At 65.3% G+C, this 20,676-nt stretch carries 22 protein-coding genes; 13 read left to right on the forward strand and 9 right to left on the reverse strand.

Going from position 1 to position 20,676, the window contains the following annotated elements; translation table 11 throughout:
- Window positions 1-21 precede the first annotated feature (21 nt).
- Window positions 22-525: a GNAT family N-acetyltransferase gene (locus PCJ49_RS11195; RefSeq protein ID WP_269911003.1), complete on the forward strand. Its 504-nt coding sequence runs from the start codon at window positions 22-24 to the stop codon at window positions 523-525.
- Here PCJ49_RS11195 and PCJ49_RS11200 read toward each other — a convergent pair.
- From PCJ49_RS11200 to ubiA, 4 genes are all read right to left on the reverse strand, one after another.
- Entirely contained in the window at window positions 522-1,274 is a 753-nt protein-coding gene (locus PCJ49_RS11200) for a tetratricopeptide repeat protein (RefSeq protein WP_269911004.1), read from the reverse strand. The genes PCJ49_RS11195 and PCJ49_RS11200 overlap by 4 nt on opposite strands.
- 99 nt (window positions 1,275-1,373) lie before the next feature.
- Window positions 1,374-2,234 (reverse strand): phytanoyl-CoA dioxygenase family protein, encoded by an 861-nt coding sequence (locus PCJ49_RS11205; RefSeq protein WP_269911005.1) that lies wholly within the window; start codon window positions 2,232-2,234, stop codon window positions 1,374-1,376.
- A 71-nt stretch (window positions 2,235-2,305) separates the two neighbouring features.
- On the reverse strand, window positions 2,306-2,962 hold the full coding sequence (locus tag PCJ49_RS11210) for a 50S ribosomal protein L11 methyltransferase (protein ID WP_089287761.1): 657 nt from the start codon (window positions 2,960-2,962) through the stop codon (window positions 2,306-2,308).
- Window positions 2,949-3,998 carry a 4-hydroxybenzoate octaprenyltransferase gene (ubiA, locus tag PCJ49_RS11215; protein ID WP_269911006.1) on the reverse strand — a complete coding sequence of 350 codons (1,050 nt, stop codon included), beginning with the start codon at window positions 3,996-3,998 and terminating at the stop codon, window positions 2,949-2,951. The genes PCJ49_RS11210 and ubiA overlap by 14 nt, the downstream gene beginning before the upstream one ends.
- A 160-nt stretch (window positions 3,999-4,158) precedes the next feature.
- On the opposite strand from ubiA, the gene PCJ49_RS11220 reads away from it, so the two are divergent.
- The 4 genes from PCJ49_RS11220 (at window position 4,159) to PCJ49_RS11235 (ending at window position 9,671) form a co-directional block, all read left to right on the forward strand.
- Window positions 4,159-4,944 (forward strand): 16S rRNA (uracil(1498)-N(3))-methyltransferase, encoded by a 786-nt coding sequence (locus PCJ49_RS11220; RefSeq protein ID WP_269911007.1) that lies wholly within the window; start codon window positions 4,159-4,161, stop codon window positions 4,942-4,944.
- A 78-nt stretch (window positions 4,945-5,022) separates the two neighbouring features.
- Window positions 5,023-6,390, forward strand: coding sequence for a glutamate--cysteine ligase (locus PCJ49_RS11225; protein ID WP_269911008.1), 1,368 nt, complete (start codon window positions 5,023-5,025; stop codon window positions 6,388-6,390).
- 109 nt (window positions 6,391-6,499) lie between these two features.
- The gene (locus tag PCJ49_RS24765; protein ID WP_269911009.1) at window positions 6,500-8,014 is read left to right on the forward strand and encodes an ATP-binding protein; all 1,515 of its coding nucleotides are present in this window, start codon (window positions 6,500-6,502) and stop codon (window positions 8,012-8,014) included.
- 142 nt (window positions 8,015-8,156) lie between these two features.
- Window positions 8,157-9,671, forward strand: coding sequence for a HAMP domain-containing sensor histidine kinase (locus PCJ49_RS11235; RefSeq protein ID WP_269911010.1), 1,515 nt, complete (start codon window positions 8,157-8,159; stop codon window positions 9,669-9,671).
- 3 nt (window positions 9,672-9,674) lie between these two features.
- Here the strand turns inward: PCJ49_RS11235 and PCJ49_RS11240 are convergent, their stop codons facing one another.
- Both PCJ49_RS11240 and rsmI read right to left on the reverse strand, forming a co-directional pair.
- Window positions 9,675-10,055, reverse strand: coding sequence for a YraN family protein (locus PCJ49_RS11240; RefSeq protein WP_089287641.1), 381 nt, complete (start codon window positions 10,053-10,055; stop codon window positions 9,675-9,677).
- On the reverse strand, window positions 10,039-10,995 hold the full coding sequence (gene rsmI, locus PCJ49_RS11245; protein WP_269911011.1) for a 16S rRNA (cytidine(1402)-2'-O)-methyltransferase: 957 nt from the start codon (window positions 10,993-10,995) through the stop codon (window positions 10,039-10,041). Before rsmI ends, PCJ49_RS11240 begins: the two co-directional genes overlap by 17 nt.
- Window positions 10,996-11,026: 31 nt before the next feature.
- Between rsmI and PCJ49_RS11250 the strand changes: the two genes are divergently transcribed.
- The 3 genes from PCJ49_RS11250 to PCJ49_RS11260 all read left to right on the forward strand — a co-directional run bounded on the left by PCJ49_RS11250 (window position 11,027) and on the right by PCJ49_RS11260 (window position 14,770).
- Window positions 11,027-12,376, forward strand: a complete 1,350-nt coding sequence (locus PCJ49_RS11250; RefSeq protein ID WP_269911012.1) for a penicillin-binding protein activator — start codon at window positions 11,027-11,029, stop codon at window positions 12,374-12,376.
- 12 nt (window positions 12,377-12,388) lie between these two features.
- Entirely contained in the window at window positions 12,389-12,898 is a 510-nt protein-coding gene (locus PCJ49_RS11255) for a L,D-transpeptidase family protein (RefSeq protein WP_269911013.1), read from the forward strand.
- 72 nt (window positions 12,899-12,970) lie between these two features.
- Complete coding sequence (locus PCJ49_RS11260; RefSeq protein ID WP_269911014.1) at window positions 12,971-14,770, forward strand: M3 family oligoendopeptidase; 1,800 nt, start codon at window positions 12,971-12,973, stop codon at window positions 14,768-14,770.
- A gap of 388 nt (window positions 14,771-15,158) precedes the next feature.
- Here the strand turns inward: PCJ49_RS11260 and PCJ49_RS11265 are convergent, their stop codons facing one another.
- Complete coding sequence (locus tag PCJ49_RS11265) at window positions 15,159-15,821, reverse strand: alpha/beta hydrolase (RefSeq protein ID WP_089287637.1); 663 nt, start codon at window positions 15,819-15,821, stop codon at window positions 15,159-15,161.
- A 319-nt stretch (window positions 15,822-16,140) separates the two neighbouring features.
- Here PCJ49_RS11265 and PCJ49_RS11270 point away from each other — a divergent pair, with 319 nt between their 5' ends.
- The 5 genes from PCJ49_RS11270 (at window position 16,141) to PCJ49_RS11290 (ending at window position 19,365) form a co-directional block, all read left to right on the forward strand.
- On the forward strand, window positions 16,141-17,247 hold the full coding sequence (locus PCJ49_RS11270; RefSeq protein ID WP_269911015.1) for a cysteine desulfurase family protein: 1,107 nt from the start codon (window positions 16,141-16,143) through the stop codon (window positions 17,245-17,247).
- 78 nt (window positions 17,248-17,325) lie between these two features.
- Window positions 17,326-17,766: a DUF29 domain-containing protein gene (locus PCJ49_RS11275; RefSeq protein ID WP_269911016.1), complete on the forward strand. Its 441-nt coding sequence runs from the start codon at window positions 17,326-17,328 to the stop codon at window positions 17,764-17,766.
- Between the two features lie 45 nt (window positions 17,767-17,811).
- Entirely contained in the window at window positions 17,812-18,252 is a 441-nt protein-coding gene (locus PCJ49_RS11280; protein WP_269911017.1) for a DUF29 domain-containing protein, read from the forward strand.
- Between the two features lie 45 nt (window positions 18,253-18,297).
- Window positions 18,298-18,738 (forward strand): DUF29 domain-containing protein, encoded by a 441-nt coding sequence (locus tag PCJ49_RS11285; RefSeq protein ID WP_269911018.1) that lies wholly within the window; start codon window positions 18,298-18,300, stop codon window positions 18,736-18,738.
- 66 nt (window positions 18,739-18,804) lie between these two features.
- A complete protein-coding gene (locus tag PCJ49_RS11290) occupies window positions 18,805-19,365 on the forward strand; it encodes a molecular chaperone DnaJ (protein ID WP_269911019.1) in 561 nt (186 codons plus the stop codon).
- A 69-nt stretch (window positions 19,366-19,434) separates the two neighbouring features.
- Here PCJ49_RS11290 and PCJ49_RS11295 read toward each other — a convergent pair whose 3' ends face one another.
- Window positions 19,435-20,001: a hypothetical protein gene (locus tag PCJ49_RS11295; RefSeq protein ID WP_269911020.1), complete on the reverse strand. Its 567-nt coding sequence runs from the start codon at window positions 19,999-20,001 to the stop codon at window positions 19,435-19,437.
- On the reverse strand, window positions 19,998-20,624 hold the full coding sequence (locus PCJ49_RS11300; protein WP_269911021.1) for a hypothetical protein: 627 nt from the start codon (window positions 20,622-20,624) through the stop codon (window positions 19,998-20,000). Before PCJ49_RS11300 ends, PCJ49_RS11295 begins: the two co-directional genes overlap by 4 nt.
- Window positions 20,625-20,676 lie beyond the last annotated feature (52 nt).

The following is a 20,676-nucleotide window of genomic DNA, read 5'->3' on the forward strand; positions in this document are numbered from 1 at the left end:
GCCATATGGGAAGGGATATCAATGACCGACCTGACCATCCGCCCCGCCACCACCGCCGATGCCCCCGCCCTCTGGCACATCATCGGCCCGACCATTCGGGCCGGGGAGACCTATGCGCTGGACCCAGCGATGGGGGAGGGCGACGCGCTGGCCTATTGGCTGGGGCCGGATAAGGAAACGTTTGTTGCCGTGGCGCCGGATGGGCAGGTGGTGGGCACCTATTTCATCCGCCCCAATCAGGCCGGCGGTGGTCGCCATATCTGCAATTGCGGCTACATGACCGCTGCGGCGGCCACCGGGCGCGGGGTGGCCAGGGCCATGTGTCTGCATTCCCTGGACCATGCCAGACAGCGCGGTTATCGCGGGATGCAGTTCAATTTCGTGGTCAGCAGCAATACCCGCGCGGTCGCCCTGTGGCAGGCGCTGGGCTTTACCATCGTCGGGCGCCTGCCGCTGGCCTTCCAGCATCCCCGCCTGGGCTATGTTGATGCGCTGGTGATGTTCCAGCCACTGGTGGAGGGTTAGGCGGCGCCACCCCGCGCCAGATTCTGCCGGGCCAGATCCAGCCATTCCTTCTGCCGGGCGCGGACATGGCTTGGGGCGCGGGACAGGCGCTGCTGCACATCCTTGAACAGTTCCTGTCCCTCCGCCTGACGGCCTGTGCGTCCCAGCAGCAGGGCCAGCCGGCACAGCGGCTCCACGCCTGGATAATAATCGGCCAGCGCCCGGTATTCGCGCTCCGCCTCCGGCCCCCGATCCAGCTCGTCCAGGGCGCGGGCATAGGTCAGGTGACCCTCGGCAGACTGGTAATCGGGATGGGCGGCCCGCAGCCGGGTCAGGCTATCCAGGGCGGCCGCCGGTTTGCCATTGCCCAACTGGGCCTCCGCCAGACCCAGCAGGATATCCGGATCGTCGGCGTGCAGGCCGGTCAACATCGCCGTGAAATGTTCCTCCGCTTCGGCATGGTCACCCGCCGCCAGCAGAGTTTGCGCCAGTTTCAGCCGGTTCTGCACACTGGGCACATCCATCAGCCGTTCACGGGCTTCCCGCACGTCACGGCCCGGGTCCACGGCCCGGATCAGGTTTTCCTTCACCTTGTGGGCCTGGGCACTGTTGCGCAGGGAGGGCAGATAGATCGCCAGCGCGTAAACCACGCTGCCCAGGAAGGGGAAAACCAGCAGGATGAACAGCCAGTACATCTCCCGTCCGGTGCGCACCACATGCACGGCAAAGAAAATGGCAATGGCGGTGGACAGCAGGAAAATCAGTGGCATGGCGGCTTATCCGGTCAGGAAACGTGCCACTCTGGCGCAGCGTCCCCCCGCTGGCAAGCCGGTTGATCCCTGCACCAAAGAGGTAATTCAACCGGAAAATCAGCCAGCAAAGCCCCGCGCCGGATCATCCGCCGACCGCTGCAGCCAGTTGCTGGCCGGGTAGTCGCAGGCCCCATCCACGACATGGATCGTATAAGCATGGCGGGAGTGGGGGGAGCGGTTGGGGCCGGACAGATGCGGCAGCAACCCATGCAGCAGGATCAGTGTGCCCTGTTTGGCTGGCAGCGGCACATAGCCATTGTCCGGCGTGCAGTCGGGCCAGGGGCTGGCATCCAGCACATCCATGCGCACGCCACCCTGGCCATCGCGGGAGAAACGCTTCTTCAGCCCGTCCCGGTGCCCGCCGGGCAGTGCCCACATGCAGCCATTTTCCAGCGTGGCATCCTGCACCGCGAACCACAGGCCCACCACGCTCATCGGTTCGGTATAAAGGAAGGTGCTGTCCTGGTGGCACACCACCTCCCCACCGATATGGGGCTGTTTGAAAATATACATGGACTGCATCAACAGCGGCCTTGCCATGCCGATATCGGCTGTAATGGAAGCCAGACGCGGGTCGCGGGAAAACTGGCTGAACACCGGGTCGCGGTCATGCAGGGCATGGCCGATCTTGTTGATCGACAGGGATTTTTCCTGGCGCAGATGCCCGGCCGCGTCAAACGCCTCCTCCTCAAAGAAGAAGCGGATCTGATCGCCGGAGGAGAGGAAATAATCGTCGCTGGTCTTCTGCTGGTTGACGGTGGAGAAGACCGAGGCATGGGCCGCCGCGTCGAACCCCTCCACCAGCCGCCCCGCCTGATCCATCAGCGACCGGCAATCTGCCGGATCGGCAAAGCCTTCCAGCAGCAGGAAACCATCGCGGTGATAGGCATCGATCTGGGCTTGGGTCAGGAAGGACATCGGCGGCAGGTCCGTTTGGGGGTGGTGCTCTCTGGCTTTTACCGCCCCGGCCTTGCCTGCCGCAATCCCTGTCAGCCCGGCACCCGCCAGACATCGGTGACGCGGACCTCCCGGTCCTCCAGCTCCCGCGTCGTCGGCACGGCGTAGCTGGCCATCTTTTCCAGCCCCTGGGCCGGCAGATAGGCCCGGCCCGGATCGCCCAGCAGCACCAGGGTGCCGCCGGCGGCCAGCCGGCGCAGCCAGCCAAGTGCTGCTTCGGCAAAAGGGCGCTCGTAACAGATATCGCCGGCCAGCACGATATCGATGCCGGGCAGATCCTGGCCGATAATGTTGGCGACATCCGCCGTCACCGTCACGCCATTGGCGGCCGCGTTCAGATATGTCGCTTCCACGGCGAACGGGTCGATCTCCACCGCGCGGACGGCGGCGGCACCCGCCTGCAGGGCGGCGATGGCGATCAGGCCGCTGCCGGCGGCGAAATCCAGCACATGGCGACCGGCCACCAGATCGGGCTGGTCCAGGATCAATCGGGCCACCGCCTGCCCGCCGGCCCAGGGAAAGGCCCAGAAGGGCGGGGGCACGCCCTGGCGTTCCAGCCAATCTTCCGTGGCCTGCCAGATGGGGGTGATCTCGGTCGCCTGATACAGGCTGATATCGGGGAGTAGAGGGCCGACAGGGGCCAGGGCCGTATGGGAACGGATGAAATCAGTACGCTCAGCGGCGGTTATCGGGCGCAAAATCGGCCAATCTCAGCATCTGGTGCTGCATCTGGGGCTTGGGCAGGCTGTTGAACTGTATCCCGCCACTGCCGCCACCGCCATGGCTGCCGGGCGGCATGGCGGCGATACCGGCCATGATGGCAATCAGCAGGGTCCAGCCGGTGAAACGGGCAGCGCGGAAGGTGGACAGGCTGTCCGCCGGGTCATCCATCTCCCACCCACGCACCTGCACCAGCATCAGCCCGGCCGTGGCGGCCAGTGGCACCAGCACGGTCCAGCCCATGGTCAGCGGCGTCAGCGCCAGCACCCACAGGCAAAAGGCCCCAGCATAGAAACCCCCCACCCAGCGCCGCGAATCGGCGGCGAACAGGCGGGCGGTGGATTTGATGCCGACCTGTTCATCATCCCGCCGGTCCTGATGGGCATAAACCGTGTCATAGCCCAGCGTCCAGAGGATGCCCCCGGCATAGAGCAGCAGGGCCGGCCAATCGATGCTGCCCCGCACGGCAGCCCAGCCCAGCAGGGCGCCCCAGTTGAAGGTCAGGCCCAGGAACGCCTGCGGCCACCATGTCACCCGCTTCATCAACGGGTAGAGGCCGACCAGGATCAGCGAGGCGGCCCCCAGCAGGATGGAGAACAGGTTCAGTTGCACCAGGATCAGCAGCCCGACCAGGCATTGCGCGCCCAAGAACAGGAAGGCTTGCAACAGGCTGACCTGCCCGCTGGGGATGGGGCGCACGCGGGTGCGCTCCACCTGGGCATCCAGCTTATGGTCGATGATATCATTGATGGTGCAGCCGGCCCCGCGCATCACCACGGCACCGATACCGAACAGGGCCATCAACCAGAAATCCGGCCAGGAACCAGCGGGGGCGGCCAGGGCGATGGACCACCAGCAGGGCAGCAGCAGCAGCCAGGTGCCGATGGGCCGGTCCAGCCGGGCCAGCCGCGCATAGGGGCGCCAGCCGGCCGGCAACAGCCGGTCGATCCAGTCCCCCCTGCGAATATCGGTATGGCCACCGGCCTGACGCGGAATATCGGTCATGATGGCGCGCATCCTACCCCCGATGCGCCCCATAGGCAAAGGTGCAACCGTTTGCCGGAACCGGCGTTAACCGAATTGGTGACATTTGCCGCCGGGACTGGTGTGCTGAGGGCTGACGGTCTATCTCTGTCAGCCGGATTTCCCCACCTGCCCGGTGCCCATGACCCAGGATCAGCCGCTGCCCCGTACCCGCCTGTTCATCGATGCGCCGCTGTCGGCTGGCGCATCGGCCCCGCTGGATGGCGGGCGGGCGCATTATCTGCGCGCGGTGCTGCGCCAGGGGCCGGGGGATGGGGTGTTGGCCTTCAACGGGCGGGACGGGGAATTCCTGGCCCGTATCGACACGCTGGGCAAATCCGCCGGCACCCTGGCGGTGGAACGCCAGACAAGGCCGGCGCCGGCCGATCCCGCCGCCGGCCCCTGGCTGGCCTTTGCGCCGCTGAAGGGCGGGCGCACCGAATATGTGGTGGAAAAGGCGGTGGAGCTGGGCGTGTCCCGGCTGATCCCCGTCTTCACCCGCCGGGGCGATGTGGGGCGCGTCAACCTGGAACGGTTGCGCGCCAACGCGGTGGAAGCCGCCGAACAATGCGAGCGGTTGACCGTGCCCGATGTGGCGGAGCCGGTGGAACTGGCCAAGCTGCTGTCCGGCTGGGACGAAGGCCGCCGCCTCTATCTGGCGGCGGAAAGCGGGGTGGCGCAACCGCTGGTGACCGCCATCACAGCGCAGGCCACCCTGCCCGCCGCATTCCTGGTGGGACCGGAGGGGGGCTTCGATCCGACGGAACTGGCGCTGCTGTACCGCATGGCTTTTGTGGTGCCGATCGGCCTGGGTCCGCGTATTCTGCGCGCCGATACGGCGGCCTTTGCCGTGCTTTCCGCCTGGCAGGCGGTGGCCGGTGACTGGCAGCAGGGCGGACAGGATGCCCGCCCGCCCAACCGGGCTTGAGTTTTCTGCAGGGGTTTCCCAGCCTCTGTCCGTGGCGTTGTTTCTGGTCTTCGTCTTTGCCCTTAAGGATATTCATTCATGTCCGCACCCCCGTCTTCACGCGGCGCGCCCATCACCGACCGCCGGCAACTGGTCGAATATCTGGAAAGTGGCTGTAAACCGGTGGCCGATTGGCGCATCGGGACGGAGCATGAGAAATTTGTCTTCCGGCTGGATGACAAGTCCCCCGTCCCCTATGCCGGGCCGGGCGGTATCGGCGCCATTCTGGGCGAGTTTGAGCGCCGATTCGGCTGGGAACCGGTGCGCGAGGGGGAGAACACCATCGCGCTGACCAAGGGCATGGCCAATATCAGCCTGGAACCGGGCGGACAGTTCGAACTGTCGGGCGCCCCGCTGCACACCATCCATGAAACCTGTGCCGAGGTGGGCCAGCATCTGGCCGAGGTACGCGCCATCGGGCGCGATCTGGGTTTTGGGATGCTGGGGCTGGGCTTCAACCCGAAATGGAAGCGGGCTGACATCCCCTGGATGCCCAAGGGTCGCTACAAGATCATGCGCGAATATATGCCCAAGCGCGGCGGCCTGGGCCTGGACATGATGACCCGCACCTGCACGGTGCAGGTGAACCTGGATTTCGCCTCCGAAGCGGACATGGTGAAGAAGTTCCGGGTCTCGCTGGCGTTGCAGCCCATCGCCACCGCCCTGTTCGCCGCCAGCCCCTTCACGGAGGGCAAGCCCAACGGCTTCCAGTCCTTCCGTTCGCATATCTGGACCGATACCGACCCCGACCGCACCGGCGACCTGCCTTTCGTGTTCGAGGATGGATTCGGGTTCGAGCGCTATGTGGATTATGCGCTGGATGTGCCGATGTATTTCGCCTACCGCGACGGGCGCTATCTGGATGCGTCCGGCCTGTCCTTCCGCGATTTCCTGGAGGGGCGCCTGTCGATTCTGCCGGGCGAATTGCCGCTGATGACGGACTGGTCGGACCATATGACGACCATGTTCCCGGAAGTGCGGCTGAAGAAATATCTGGAAATGCGCGGGGCCGATGCCGGCCCCTGGGGCCGGCTCTGTGCCCTGCCGGCGCTGTGGGTGGGCTTGCTGTATGACAGCACCGCGCTGGATGCCGCCTGGGATCTGGTGAAGGGGTGGAGCAGCGAAGACCGTGCGGGTCTGCGCCGCGACGTGCCGCGCCTGGGCCTGGATACCCCCTTCCAGGGCGGCACGCTGCAGCCCATCGCCCGGCAGGTGGTGGAGATCGCGCGGGAAGGCCTGCGCAACCGCGCCCGTACCGCCGGCATGGGTGATGATGAAAGCCATTTCATCGAACCGCTGGTCGCCATCGCCGAAACCGGCCGCACCCTGGCGAGAGAGTTGTTGGAACGGTATGAGACGGAATGGGCGCATTCCGTTGATCCGCTGTACGACGCGTACGCCTATTGACCTTGGTTGTTGTAACGATGGCGGGCACTGTCAGTGGTTGTGATACCATTGCCGTGCCCGCCATCTTTGCATAGAATAAAGGCAGCTTAGGTCTGGGGGGTGGGCGCCGGTGTCGACGCAGAGATGGGGGCGCTTTGTCGACCCCGCGATGGAGCGGGATTTCCGCCTCTCCGTTATGGCCCGCGAGGTGCGGGGCCTGCGCATCAATCTGATTGCGCTGATGGTGCTGCGCCTGCTGCCGATGACGCTGGATTTTTATTACATGCCCCAGGGCATGGTGCTGGGCGTCTATCTGCCGCTGCGGCTGGCCCTCTTCCCCTTTCTTATCTTCATCCTGCTGCTGCCGGTGCGGCCCTCCACCTATACGCTGCGGCATGTCTGCATCATGGTGGCGCTTTCTTATATCTGGTTGCTGACGGCCACCCCGCCCTTATGGGTGGATGTGATGGGGGTTGGCGTCACGGTCGGCTTCTTCATCTCCGTCGTGGTGCTGATGAACTATCTGTTCCTGCCCACACGCTGGACCTGGATGCTGGCCTGGGGGGTGGCAGCGAGTTTTATTTATGTCGTGCTGATCATGCCGCAATCCGGGGCGACGCCGTTCCAGATTCAAACGGCTGTGGTCATGCATGTCCTGGCCAATATTTTCGGCGCCTTCACCGCGTATCAGCTGGCCACCGTCCGCCGGGCGGAGTTTCTGCGCCACCGCCAGCTGGAAGAGGCCAATGAGGAGCTGCGCCGGCGGGAAGCCATCATCGCCGATCAGCGCGACCAGCTGGCGGCCCAGGTGGTGGAGCTGGGGGAGGCGCACCGCCAGCTGATCGAAACCAAGGACAGTCTGGTGCAAGCGGAAAAGATGGCCAGCCTGGGCGGGCTGGTGGCCGGGGTGGCGCATGAGCTGAATACGCCGATGGGCATCGCCCTGACCGCCGGTACCCATCTGCGCGACAGCCTGCAGGGGCTGGATCAGGCGGTGGCGGAAGGACGGCTGACCCGCAGCCGGCTGAGCGAATATCAGGAGACCTTGCGCGACAGCACCAACCTGATCCTGTCCAATGTCAGCCGGGCCGCCGGGCTGGTGCAGAGCTTCAAACAGGTGGCGGTGGATCAGGCCAGTGCCGAACGCCGCCTCTTCCCGCTCGGCCCCTATATTGATGAGGTTCTGCACAGTCTGGCCCCGCGCCTGCGCAAGGAACCGCATGAACTGCTGGTGGATTGCGATCCGGGGCTGGTGATGGACAGCTATCCCGGTGCCCTGTCACAGGTGCTGACGAACCTGCTGCTGAATGCGCTGGTCCACGCCTTTCCGGGGGGACGGGTCGGGCTGATCAGCATCCAGGCCCGGCCGCTGCCGGGCAATCAGCTGGAACTGATCTTTGCCGATAATGGCAAAGGGGTGCCGCCCCAGCATCTGGACCGGTTGTTCGACCCGTTCTTTACCACCAATCGCGCCCAGGGCGGCAGCGGGCTGGGGCTGCACATTGTCTATAATCTGGTGACCCAGACGCTGGGGGGCAGCATCCGCGTCTGCTCCACCCTGGGGGAGGGCACCTGCTTCACCCTGATATTGCCGCGCGCCGTGGCGGGTGATGCAACAACCCCGGTTGAAGATGTAACAGGTTGATAGACCTGCTTCTGCTGCTGGCAGAGGTTGCGCCTTCTATTGCCGCCGCCAGCCGCTGCGTTTAAATTGGCAAGGGCCGCGCGGCGGCCGGGCAAAGGGCCGGGAACAACTGGCCCTCATCCGAGGCGAGGTTCCGGGCGCGATGCAGAAATGGGGCACATTCGCGGACCACGCCCTGGAGCGTGATTTCCGCCAGTCGATCATGGGGCAGGAGGTGCGCACCTTGCGCATGAACCTGCTGGCCCTGATGTTCTTCTATCTGATGCCGCTGGCGCTGGATTTCGTCTATCTGCCGCGGGAAACCATTTTCAACCTGTTCCTGCCGCTCCGGCTGGGGGTCTATGTCACGATCCTGGCGGTGATGCTGATCCCGGTGCGCAATGCCACCTATGGCCTGCGCCATGCGGCTACCTTGTTCCTGCTCTCCTATATCTGGGTGATGACCGCGATGGTCGCGCTCTGGGTGGAACGGCAGGATGTCGGTTTCACGGTCAGTTTCTTCATCATGATCGTGGTGCTGATGAATTACCTGTTCCTGCCCACGCGCTGGCTCTGGATGGTGGGCTGGGGGGTGGCGGCCAGTGCCGTCTATCTCTGGCTGGTCATGCCGTACAGCGGGGCCACCACCTCGCAGATCAAGACGGCCATGGTGATGCAGACCCTGGCCAATATTTTCGGCGCTGTCACCGCTTATCAGCTGGCCACGCTGCGCCGGTCGGAGTTCCATCGCCGCCGGGAGCAGGAGGCGGAGCGGCGGCGGCTGGAGGAAGCCAATATCGAGCTGCTGCACCGGGAAACCATCATCGCCCTGCAGCGTGACCAGCTGGCCAGCAAGGTGGAGGAGCTGGAGGAGGCGCAGCGTCAGCTGATCGAAACCAAGGACAGTCTGGTGCAGGCGGAAAAGATGGCCAGCCTGGGCGGGCTGGTGGCCGGCGTGGCGCATGAGCTGAACACGCCGATGGGCATTGCCGTCACCGCCAGCACCCATCTGCGCGATTGTGTGGATGGGCTGGATCAGGCGGTGGCGGGCAATCGGCTGACCCGCAGCCAGCTGGCCGATTACCAGCAGACCCTGCGGGAAACGGCAACCCTGATTCTGTCCAACGTCGCCCGCGCGGCCGGGCTGGTGCAGAGTTTCAAGCAGGTGGCGGTGGATCAGGCCAGTGCCGAACGCCGGCCGTTCGAGCTGGGTGCCTATATCGAGGAACTTTTGCTGAGCCTGGCGCCGCGCCTGCGCCAGGAGCCGCACCAGATCAGCGTGGGCTGCCCACCGGGCCTGATGATGGACAGCTATCCCGGTGCGCTGTCACAAATCCTTACCAATCTGCTGATCAATGCCCTGATCCATGCCTTCCCCGACGGGAGGGCCGGCAATATCAGCATCCATGTCCGCATGGCGGGCGATGATCTGGTGGAGCTGGTCTTTGCCGATGATGGAAGGGGGGTGCCGCCCGAACATCAGGACCGCCTGTTCGACCCGTTCTTCACCACCAACCGCGCCCAGGGGGGCAGCGGGCTGGGGCTGCATATCGTCTATAATCTGGTGACCCAGTCCCTGCGCGGCAGCATCCGGCTGCAATCCCAGCCGGGGCAGGGCACGCGCTTCATCCTGACCTTTCCCCGCCGTGCGGGGGAACCGGCGCGCATGGCCGGGTAAAGGTCAATTTTCCAGCCGCCAGACATCCTTGATGTGGCGGGGCAGGCGGCGGGGCAGCACCACCATCAGGTCAAACCGGATGGCGTGATGGCCCAGATGCGGCCGCCGTGCCACGAAATGGCTGATGGCGGCATGGCGGCGGCGCCAGCTTGTCTGCGGCAGGGCCGCCAGCGCCTGGGGCAGGCTGGCCCTGGCCTTCACCTCCACCACCGCCAGCACGCGGCCCTTGGCGGCGATGATATCGATCTCCCCCACCGGCAGGCGCAGGCGGGTGGCCAGGATGCGATAGCCTTTCAGCCACAGCACCAGCCGGCAGGCCAGTTCCGCCAGCCGGCCCAGCCGTTCCGCCCGCCGGCGGTCGATGCGGTTACGGGTTTTTCCCACGGCCTCCCGTCCCCAGTTCGAGCGCCCGCGCATAGACGGATTTTTTCGCCTGGCCGGTGATGGTGGCGACATGGGCGGCGGCGTCCCGCACGCTCATCCCGCCGGACAGGGCCTGGGTCAGCAGGCTGTCCAGGTCGGCGGCATCGGTGGCGGCGGCATCGGCGGCGGGCGGGCCGACAACGACGACAACCTCCCCCTTGGGCGGGCCGTTTTCGGTGTAATGGGCGGCCAGCTCGGCCACCGGGCCGCGCCGCACCTCCTCAAACATCTTGGTCAGTTCCCGCGCCACGGCAACCTCGCGGCTGCCCAGGGTGGCGGCGACGTCGCCCAGCATCTCCGCCAGACGCTGCGCCGATTCGTAGAAGATCAGCGTCGCCTGCAGGGTGCGGAACTCTTCCAGCATGGTCCGCCGGGCGGCGGATTTGGGCGGCGGGAACCCGGCGAACAGGAAACGGTCGCTGGGCAGGCCCGACAGCACCAGCGCCGTCAGGGCCGCATTGGCGCCGGGCAGATGGGTGACGGGCAGGTTCTGGTCACGGGCATCGCGCACCAGCTTGAAGCCCGGATCACTGACCAGGGGCGTGCCGGCATCCGACACCAGGGCGATGGCCTGCCCCTCGGCCACGCGGCCCAGCAACTGCGGCCGCATCTTTGCCGCATTATGGTCGTGATAAGGAACAAGCCGGGTGGCAATGCCATATCGGCGCATCAGCTTTCCGGTGACGCGGGTATCTTCGCAGGCGATGGCATCGACGCCGCGCAACAGTGCCAGCGCACGCAGCGTTATGTCGCCGGCATTGCCGATAGGGGTGGCGACGATGTAAAGGCCCGGTGCCGGTTTACGGATCGGGCCGGTCCCGCTACCTTCGCCCGGCACGGGGAATTCCTCCCCGTCGGTATCGTCAAGGTCGTTCGGTTCGGTATCGGGGACATCGTCCATGGCGTGGTTTTCAAGCAGGAAGGGGTTCGGGATGGCAGCGCAGAAACGGCACCGCATGGCAAAGACGCTGGCGGCGCTGGCCCTGACCGCCGGCATACTGGCGGGATGCGCCAGTCCAAGCACGGTAACGGCCCCACCCCCGCCACCGCAAGCCCCGGTCGTCGCAGCCCCGCCCCCCGTGGTGGTGGCGCCCCCGCCCGCGCCGGTGGCCACCGCGGCCCCCATGCCCCAGGATGACAAGGTGCGGGTGGCGCTGCTGCTGCCGCTGTCCGGCGCCAGTGCCACCATCGGGCAGAGCATGTTGGATGCCGCCCAGATGGCCCTGTTCGATCTGGGTGATGACAAATTCGTGCTGATGCCGCGCGACAGCAAGGGGGAGCCCGCCGCCGCCGCTGCCGCCGCCAAGGGCGCCATTGATGAAGGGGCCAGCCTGATTCTGGGGCCGCTGTTCGCACCCCAGGCCAGTGCGGTGAAGCCGGTGGCGGCTCAGGCCGGCCGGCCGGTGCCGGTGGTCAGCTTCTCCTCTGACTGGAATGTCGCCGGTGGCGGCCTCTGGGTGCTGGGCTTCCAGCCGCAAGAACAGGTGCGCCGCGTCGTCAACATGGCGGCCGGTCGGGGGGCGCTGCGCTTCGGCTTGCTGGCCCCTTCCACCCCCTATGGCGATGCCACGCTGAAGGCGCTGACGGAGGCCGCCGCCGCCGTGGGCGGGCAGGTGACGCGGGTGGAACGCTATGCCCCCGGCACCCCGGACATGACCAGCGTGGTGCGCCGCCTGTCCAATTATGATGGGCGCAAGGCGGCGCTGGCTTCCGAACGGTCGCGCCTACACGGGTCCGGCGATGCGGAGTCGCAGACGGCCCTGCGCCGGCTTTCCAATGCCGACACGTTCGGGGAAATGCCCTTCGATGCCGTGCTGATTGCCGAGGGCGGCACCAAGCTGCGGGAAATCGCCTCCCTGTTCCCGTTCTTCGACATTGATCCGGCTCCGGGTCGCCTGCTGGGCACTGGCCTGTGGGATGAAGGCGGGCTGGGCCGGGAGCCGGCCTTGATCGGCGGCTGGTATGCCGCCCCGCCGTCGGAAGGTCGGCAGGCCTTCGAACAGCGCTTCCAGCAGCTTTACGGCTATAAGCCGCATCGTCTGGCCACGCTGGCCTATGATGCCACGGCCCTGGCCGCCGTGCTGGCCAAGGCCGGCGGGCGTGATGGCTTTGATCAGGCGGCCCTGACCAATCCCAACGGCTTTGCCGGGGTGGAAGGGATTTTCCGCCTGCTGCCGGCCGGCGTGTCCGAACGCGGGCTGGCGGTGATGGAGGTGACGCGCACCGGGTCCAATCTGGTCGATCCCGCCCCCACCAGCTTCCAGCCCACGCCGTCTTCCTGATCGGGGGCAACCATGGACCTGCTGGTCGATCAGGCTCCTGACGGCAGCTATCAGCTATTCTGGCCGGGTGGGCGGGCGCGCTGTGCCGTGGGGCGCAATGGCATCCGCGCCGACAAGCGGGAAGGGGACGGGGCCACGCCGGTCGGCGCCTTCGCCCTGCGTCAGGTCTTCTACCGCGCCGACCGGCTGCCCCGGCCACAGACGGGCCTGCCCATCGCCGCCATCCGGCCGGAGGATGGCTGGTGCGATGATCCCGCCCACCCGGATTATAACCGCCCGGTGACCCTGCCCTTCGCCGCCTCGCATGAGGAAATGTGGCTGGCGGAGCCTGTCTACGACATTGTGGTGGTGCTGGGTCATAATGACGATCCGCCGGTGCCGGGCCTGGGCAGTGCCGTCTTCCTGCATCTGGCCCGTCCCGGTTATGAGGGCACGGCCGGCTGTTTGGCGGTGACCCTGCCCGACATGCTGTCGCTGCTGCGGCTGGCCCGGCCGGGGGATCGGCTGGTGGTGATCGGGTAACCATCCCCCCTTTGAAACCGGGGCTTTGGCGTGCCATATCGGGGGGCAACCATTGCACAACCGGAGGGGGCGATGCCCGACAGCCTGAATGCCGCCGATCTGGGCCCGATGCCGGCCTGGGACTTGTCCGATCTTTATGCCGGGCCCGACAGCCCGGCGCTGAAGGCCGATCTGGATCAGGCGGAAAAGGACGGTATTGCCTTTGCCAAGCAATATGAAGGCAAGCTGGCCAAGCTGTCCGGTGCCGATCTGGCCAAGGCCATTGCCGCCTATGAGCGGCTGGATGAGGTGTTGTCCAAGATCATGTCCTATGCCGGCCTGCTCTATGCCGGCAACATGGCCGATCCGGCCATCGGTCGCTTCTACCAGGGCATGAGCGAGCGGGTGACGGCCATTTCCGTCCACCTGCTGTTCTTCACGCTGGAGATCAACCGGCTGGAAGAGCATGAAATTCAGGCCAAGCTGCGCGACAAGAATCTCGCCGCCTATGGCCCCTTCCTGCGGGATACCCGCGTTTTCCGCCCGCATCAGCTTTCTGATGAGGTGGAAAAGCTGCTGCATGAAAAGCATGTGGCGGGCCGGGCGGCCTGGACGCGGCTGTTCGATGAACATCTGGCCGATCTGCGCTTCCCTGTGCGGGACAAGGAACTGACCTCGGCCGAAGCGCTCAACCTGCTCTCCTCCACCGATCCGGCCTTGCGGCGGGAGGCGGCGCAGGCGCTGGGCGAGGTGCTGGGGAAGAACCAGCGCATCTTCGCCCATATCACCAACACGCTGATCAAGGATAAGGAGATCGAGGATCGCTGGCGCTCCTACGCTCAGCCCTGGTCGGCGCGCAACATGGGCAACCATGTGGAAGATGCGGTGGTGGATGCGCTGCTGTCATCGGTGCGTGCGGCCTATCCTCGCCTCTCCCACCGTTACTATGCGCTGAAGGCCAAATGGTTCGGCCAGGACAAGCTGGATTACTGGGACCGCAACGCGCCGCTGCCCGGCGATGATGATGCCAAGATCAGCTGGGAAGAGGCGAAGAGCATCGTCGCCAAGGCCTATAGCCGCTTCTCCCCGGAAATGGCGGAAATCGGGCAGAAATTCTTCGATAATCCCTGGATCGATGTGCCGCCGCGCCCCGGCAAGAATCCCGGTGCCTTTGCCCATCCGGTGGTGCCGTCCGCCCATCCTTACCTGCTGCTGAACTATATGGGCCGCACGCGCGATGTGATGACGCTGGCACATGAATTGGGCCATGGCGTGCATCAGTATCTCTGCCGCGCCCAGGGGCATTTGCAGGCCTCCACGCCGCTGACGCTGGCCGAAACTGCCTCGGTCTTCGGGGAGATGCTGACCTTCCGCTCCCTGCTGGACAGCACCAGCGACCCCGCCGCCCGCAAGCGCCTGCTGGCCGGCAAGGTGGAGGATATGATCAACACGGTGGTCCGCCAGATCGCCTTCTATCAGTTCGAGCGCAAGCTGCACACTGAACGCCGGGAAGGCGAGCTGTCCGCCGAGCGGATCGCCGATATCTGGATGGAGGTGCAGACCGAGAGCTTAGGCCCGGCCTTCCGCTGGGAAGACAGCTATCGCCCCTACTGGACCTATATCGGGCATTTTGTGCATTCGCCCTTCTATGTCTACGCCTATGCCTTTGGCGATTGCCTGGTGAACAGCCTGTATGCGGCCTACCAGGAGGCCGCGGCCCAGGGGCAGGGGGCGGATTTTGCGCAGAAATATATCAAGATGCTCTCCGCCGCCGGCACCCTGCACCATGGCGACCTGCTGGCCCCGTTCGGCCTGAACCTGAAAGACCCGTCTTTCTGGAACAAGGGCCTGGGCCTGCTGGAAAGCTTCATCGACGAGCTGGAACGGCTCTGATGTGAAAAACCCCCGGATCGGCGGTGGCCGGTCCGGGGGATGATACGTTGCCATTTAGCCGTCACCCATGCTGCGGCCAGGGTCCTGTATCAGAGGCACAGTGCTCTACGAACTGGACCCCGGCCGCAGCATGGGTGACGGCTAAGAGTCTGCCTGGAAGGTTTTCATTCACTATCAAAATCTTACTGTATCTTCACCGTCACCCCGGCGAAGGCCGGGGTCCAGAATCACAGGCGCATTGCTCTACGAACCTGGACCCCGGCCTTCGCCGGGGTGACGGTGGGACAAAATCTAAAATCGCGTAAGACGTTGAAAAAAGAAAACTTTCCGGACAGACACTAAGAAGCAGAGGGGCGCGAGAGTAAGCGGTCTGAACGCCCAGCCCCCCTTACCCCGCCGCGGCCCCCATCGGTTTGGCCAGCGCCACATCCAAATAATCATCAACGATCCGGCCCAGATCTTCCGATTTCTCGGTGAAGAAATGGTTGGCGCCTTCTACCCGGCGGTAATCGATCTTGATGTCCTTTTGCGAGGACAGCTTGTTCACCAGCCGCGTCACCGACGCCTCCGGCACCAGCTCATCCCGGTCGCCATGCACGATCAGGCCAGAGGCGGGGCAGGGGGCCAGGAAGCTGAAATCGAACATGTTGGCCGGCGGGGCCACGGACAGGAACCCATCCAGCTCCGGCCGGCGCATCAGCAGCTGCATCCCGATCCAGGCACCGAAGCTGAACCCGCCGATCCAGCAGGAACTGGCATTGGGGTTATAGGTCTGCAGCCAGTCCAGCGCGCTGGCGGCATCGGCCAATTCGCCCTCGCCCCGGTCATAAGTGCCCTGGCTGCGGCCCACGCCGCGGAAATTGAAACGCAGGGCAGAGAAGCCGCGCTTGGTGAAGGCGTGGAACATCGTATAGACGATGCGATTATTCATCGTCCCGCCATGCTGCGGATGCGGGTGCAACAGCAGCGCCACCGGCGCATTGGGTACCTTGCTATGCGAATAGCGGCCTTCCAGACGGCCTGCGGGGCCGTTCATGATCACATCAGGCATTCTTCACCGGTCCCGGTCAGGCATGAGGCACGACAGCAAGGTGGGCCGCCCCAGCGAACGCCCCCGCCGCCAGCTTGACCGGCTTTGGTGCATTCTATAGGACTGCCCTTGGGCGGAAGGTCCGTCGGTGCGCCGGTTTTGCCGTCGCTGCCGGATGCCGGCAACGGGCCAAAACCACGCCCCGCCGTCCCTGGGGGCTGTGCCGGTGCCATATCGGCAACGGAACGGGCGCGGACTATACCACAGCGGACATATTCGTGTTCAAGCCTCTTCGTAAAACATCTCTTTACTACTGGACGAACAGGGGCCGGAGAGCCGGATGATGGGCTTTTATCTGGATTGGAACGCCACCGCCCCGCTGCGCCCCCAGGCGCGCGCCGCCATGCTGGCAGCCATGGACCATGTGGGCAACCCATCCTCCATCCATGCCTTTGGCCGCCGCGCCCGCCGTTTTGTGGAAGATGCGCGCGAACAGGTGGCGGGGCTGGTGGGGGTAAACCCTGCCGACATTACCTTTACCGGCAGCGGTACAGAGGCCAACAACCAGGCCCTGGCACTGGCCGCCGCCCATGGTCGCCGTATTCTGGTGGGGGCAACCGAACATGCCTCCGTGCTGGAGGCGGCCCCCGGTGCCGTGATGGTGCCGGTGGATGGCGATGGGCTGATCGACCGCGCGGCGCTGGTGCGGCTTTTGGCCGCCGATCCCACGCCGGCCCTGGTCAGCATCCAGGCGGTGAACAGCGAAACCGGGGTGGTGCAGCCCATGGTGGAGCTGGCCAATCTGGTGCATGACCAGGGCGGTTGGCTGCACAGCGATGCGGTGCAGGCGGTGGGGCGGCTGCCGGTGGATATGGGCGATTGGGGGGCCGACCTGCTGACGCTGTCGGCCCACAAGATCGGTGGGCCGCAGGGGGTGGGGGCGCTGGTGGCCCATCCCGGCATCCCGCTGGCCCCGCTGCTGAAGGGCGGCGGGCAGGAACGGCGGATGCGGGCGGGCACGGAAAATGTCGCCGGCATTGCCGGTTTTGGCGCGGCGGCAGCGGCGGCGCTGGCAGGGCTGGATGAATATGCCGCCCTGGCCCAGTTGCGCGACCGGCTGGAAACGGCGGTACGCGAACGGCACCCGCCGACGCTGATCCCCGGTGCCGGCGCGCCGCGCGTGGCCAATACCAGCTGCATCGTGCTGCCCGGCGCACCGGCCAATGGCCAGTTGATGGCGTTCGATCTGGCGCGGGTGGCCGTGTCAGCGGGGTCCGCCTGTTCCAGCGGCAAGGTGAAATCCTCCCACGTCCTGATGGCCATGGGGCTGGGGGAGGATCTGGCCGGCTGCGCCATCCGGGTGTCGCTGGGCTGGGACAGCACGGGCGAGGAAATCGACCGTTTCCTGGAAAGCTGGTCGCGCATTGCCGCCCGCGTACCGCGTTAATATATGATCCCCACGGCGAACCGTGTTGATCATGGAATGTGCTATGATCCGCCGGGTTTCGATGGGTGGAGGCGCTGGATGAGCGGAAATCTCTATGAGACGGATTTCTATGCCTGGGCCCTGGAACAGGCGGCCCTGCTGCGCGCCGGCAAGCTTTCGGCGGCGGATATCGCGCATATTGCCGAGGAAATAGAGAGCATGGGCCGGACAGAGAAGCGCGAACTGATCAGCCGCCTGACCGTCCTGCTCCTGCATCTGCTGAAATGGCAGTTCCAGCCGGTAAGGCGGGGTAATTCCTGGCGGACCACCATTCGTATCCAGCGATTGGACCTGTTCCGCCACCTCAAGGACAATCCCAGCCTCAAATCCCAGGTACCGGGGGCGGTGGCAGATGCCTACACCACCGCCTTGATCCAGGCGGCCGATGAAACCAGCCTGCCGGAAGAAACCTTTCCGCCGGAATGTCCCTGGTCCTTTGATCAGATCATGGATGAGGGCTTCTGGCCGGATCAGCATTGAGCGATCAGGTATGATCTCCCGAGTGTCGATGTGTGGAGGCAGCGTATGACTGGAAATCTCTATGAGACGGATTTCTATGCCTGGGCCATGGAACAGGCGGCCTTGCTGCGCGCCGGCAAGCTGTCGGCGGCGGATATCGAGAATATCGCTGAGGAAATCGAGAGCATGGGCCGGACCGAGAAGCGCGAACTGGTCAACCGTCTGGCCGTGCTGCTGCTCCACCTGCTGAAATGGCGTTTCCAGCCCGCCTTGCGCGGCAATTCCTGGCGGCTGACTGTCGAGGAGCAACGGTATCGTCTGGCCGACCATCTGGCCGATAATCCCAGCCTTAAGGCCAAGCTGGGGGAGGCGATCAGCAATGCCTATCGTCTCTCCCTCGTTGAGGCCGAGCGTGAAACCGGCTTGGCCCGTGCGACGTTCCCCGCCGCCTGCCCCTGGTCTTTTGATCAGATCATGGATGAGGGGTTCTGGCCGGATCAGCATTGAGTGATCGGCAATGATGCTCACGGTTTAGATAGATGGAGGCAGCGTATGAGTGGAAATCTCTATGAGACGGATTTCTATGCCTGGGCCATGGAGCAGGCGGCCTTGCTGCGTGCCGGCAAGCTGTCGGCGGCGGATATCGACAATATTGCCGAGGAAATCGAGAGCATGGGCAAGACCGAAAAGCGCGAACTGATCAGCCGCTTGAAGGTTCTGCTGATGCATCTGCTGAAATGGCAGTTTCAGCCTGCCGGTCGCTGTGTTTCCTGGCAATTGACGATCAAGGAACAGCGGCGGGAGGTTGCCGACCACCTGTCTGACAATCCCAGCCTCAAGTCGCGCTTGCCCGACTCTATGGCGAACGCCTATGCCGTCGCCATCATCGCGGCCGCACGCGAAACATCGATAGCGGAAGAAACCTTTCCGGCGGAATGCCCCTGGTCTTTTGAGCAGATCATGGATGGGGCCTTCTGGCCGGATCAGCATTAAGCGGCAGCCCACCCCACCGACGCCATCACACCGGATGGGGGGCCAGGGTCACAAGGAACTGATGGAATGGATATGACGACACCGCGCGATGGCCAGCCTGAACCGCCGCCCTGCTGGCATTGTGGGGCCGGGGTGGCCGCGCGGGCCCTGTTCTGCCATGGCTGCGGCACCATCCAGCCGCCGGGGGACGTTGATCCTTTCACCCGGCTGGGGCTGGCCCCGTCATTTGAGATCGCCACTGACGTGCTGGACCGGCAGCAGGCCGGTTTCAGCCGTATCCTCGCCCCCGCCCGCTTTGCGGGGAAGGGGGAGGCGGTGGCGGAAGTGGCCGAACGCCAGCGCCACGCCCTGGCCGATGCGCTGGCGCAGTTGCGCGACCCGGCCCGCCGGGCAAGGGCGCTGCTGACGATGGCCGATGCCGCCCCGCCGCGGCCGGCCAACGGGGGTGATTGGGAATTGCGGCGGGCCGTGGCGGCCACCCCAGCCGCGCAGGAGCGGTTGAAGGGGGAGATCAGGACGGAGATGCAGGCGGAACTCCGCCTGCTGCTGGATGCGTTTCGCCTGGGCGATCTGGCCCTGGCCGGCCGGCGGCTGGTACGGATTGAGCAGATGGCATTTGTGGCTTGAAGGGGGGAATGCCGCTTTCTTATCGTCGCATCGCCATTCCCGGTGCTGGCCGGTCAATGTCAACGGCGCTCAGGCACTTTGCCGCTTTTCCAGATTAAGGGCGGGGGGATCGGCAAGGTCGCCCTGATGCGGCTTCACCTGCACGATCAGATAACCTGCCTCTTCGGGAAAGCGCACCAGAGCCTTGCGTTTGGCCCGGGCCGCATCGGCCGCAAAATAAAAGACATAGCGGCCATCATCCCAAAGGGTGGTGACATTGTCCGGTTCCAGGGGCGAGGCCGCGTCGCGTCGGCGGCGGACACAGATAATCCAGCCCGTTTCCGACAGGCCGCGCCGTTCATCCAGCACCAGCACCCGCCGATCCTCCGCCTCCAGCTCCATCAGGCGGCGCTGCAGCTCTCCCAGCTTGTCGCTCAGCGCTGTTGCCTCAATGTCATCCTGCCCCGCCGTCAGCCGCTGACTCAGGCTTTCGCGTGCCAGGGAACGGACCTTCTGGCTCAAGGCCTGCTGGCGGCGGCGCAGTTCCCGGATGGCGCGCTTCGTTTCCCGGATCGTCTTGCGCGCCCGCCGCACAGTGGGGCGGAGGGAGAGGATCACCAGCATTGCCCCGATCAGGAACAGGGTGGTCGGGCTCATGCCGGCTCCATCGCGGCGGGCTCCTCGGTGGTCACATCCATCTCGGCTGTTGCTGCATCGCTGCTGGGCGCGGCAACCCCGGTCAGCAACTGGGCGAAAACGGCCTTGAAGCCGGAGGCGCGGGGATAGACCCGCTCAAACTCCGCCTTGGCTTCCTCGGGCCCGGGCGCCCAGACATGTACCGGGCAGGGCTGGGCCCAGCTGCTGTCATAAAAGGCGTGACGTTCCCCCCGCTTCACCTGATGGGCGACGGATGTATTCACCACCAGGAATTCATAGGGCTTGTTGGGGAACTGCTCCGCCCCCAGCGTGCGCACGAAGCGATAGGGCGAGTTCTCCAGCTCCCGGATGCGGGCGCGCAAGGCCTTCTCATTGCGCTGGGCGCCGAACAGCTGGCTGGCGGCCCCGGCGGCGCGGGCCTTGCGATCCTCCACCCGCGCGGCCAAGCCATTGGCCAGCCGCGCATAGCGGGCCAGCCGCGCCCGCAACTGCGCCTCCCGGGCCTGGCCGCGCAGCAGCCGGGCATAGAGATGGGACATGGTGGCGACGAGCAAATTGACCCCGACGCCTGCCAGGAAGGTTACCACCGCGAACTGAACGAAGCCGATCAGATGGGTCAGCACCAGGACGCCCCAGATTACTGTGTTTCGTTATATTGCAACAAAACACCAGAAG

It is taken from the genome of Niveispirillum sp. BGYR6, assembly GCF_027568365.1.
Taxonomy (GTDB): domain Bacteria; phylum Pseudomonadota; class Alphaproteobacteria; order Azospirillales; family Azospirillaceae; genus Niveispirillum.

What these genes read in the sequence shown, in the direction of transcription:
- PCJ49_RS11195 (WP_269911003.1), top strand. Translation starts at nt 22, where the DNA reads ATGACCGACCTGACCATCCGCCCCGCCACCACCGCCGATGCCCCCGCC.
- PCJ49_RS11200 (WP_269911004.1), bottom strand. Translation starts at nt 1,274, where the DNA reads ATGCCACTGATTTTCCTGCTGTCCACCGCCATTGCCATTTTCTTTGCC.
- PCJ49_RS11205 (WP_269911005.1), bottom strand. Translation starts at nt 2,234, where the DNA reads ATGTCCTTCCTGACCCAAGCCCAGATCGATGCCTATCACCGCGATGGT.
- ubiA (WP_269911006.1), bottom strand. Translation starts at nt 3,998, where the DNA reads ATGACCGATATTCCGCGTCAGGCCGGTGGCCATACCGATATTCGCAGG.
- PCJ49_RS11220 (WP_269911007.1), top strand. Translation starts at nt 4,159, where the DNA reads ATGACCCAGGATCAGCCGCTGCCCCGTACCCGCCTGTTCATCGATGCG.
- PCJ49_RS11225 (WP_269911008.1), top strand. Translation starts at nt 5,023, where the DNA reads ATGTCCGCACCCCCGTCTTCACGCGGCGCGCCCATCACCGACCGCCGG.
- PCJ49_RS11235 (WP_269911010.1), top strand. Translation starts at nt 8,157, where the DNA reads ATGCAGAAATGGGGCACATTCGCGGACCACGCCCTGGAGCGTGATTTC.
- rsmI (WP_269911011.1), bottom strand. Translation starts at nt 10,995, where the DNA reads ATGGACGATGTCCCCGATACCGAACCGAACGACCTTGACGATACCGAC.
- PCJ49_RS11250 (WP_269911012.1), top strand. Translation starts at nt 11,027, where the DNA reads ATGGCAGCGCAGAAACGGCACCGCATGGCAAAGACGCTGGCGGCGCTG.
- PCJ49_RS11255 (WP_269911013.1), top strand. Translation starts at nt 12,389, where the DNA reads ATGGACCTGCTGGTCGATCAGGCTCCTGACGGCAGCTATCAGCTATTC.
- PCJ49_RS11260 (WP_269911014.1), top strand. Translation starts at nt 12,971, where the DNA reads ATGCCCGACAGCCTGAATGCCGCCGATCTGGGCCCGATGCCGGCCTGG.
- PCJ49_RS11265 (WP_089287637.1), bottom strand. Translation starts at nt 15,821, where the DNA reads ATGCCTGATGTGATCATGAACGGCCCCGCAGGCCGTCTGGAAGGCCGC.
- PCJ49_RS11270 (WP_269911015.1), top strand. Translation starts at nt 16,141, where the DNA reads ATGATGGGCTTTTATCTGGATTGGAACGCCACCGCCCCGCTGCGCCCC.
- PCJ49_RS11275 (WP_269911016.1), top strand. Translation starts at nt 17,326, where the DNA reads ATGAGCGGAAATCTCTATGAGACGGATTTCTATGCCTGGGCCCTGGAA.
- PCJ49_RS11280 (WP_269911017.1), top strand. Translation starts at nt 17,812, where the DNA reads ATGACTGGAAATCTCTATGAGACGGATTTCTATGCCTGGGCCATGGAA.
- PCJ49_RS11285 (WP_269911018.1), top strand. Translation starts at nt 18,298, where the DNA reads ATGAGTGGAAATCTCTATGAGACGGATTTCTATGCCTGGGCCATGGAG.
- PCJ49_RS11290 (WP_269911019.1), top strand. Translation starts at nt 18,805, where the DNA reads ATGGATATGACGACACCGCGCGATGGCCAGCCTGAACCGCCGCCCTGC.
- PCJ49_RS11295 (WP_269911020.1), bottom strand. Translation starts at nt 20,001, where the DNA reads ATGAGCCCGACCACCCTGTTCCTGATCGGGGCAATGCTGGTGATCCTC.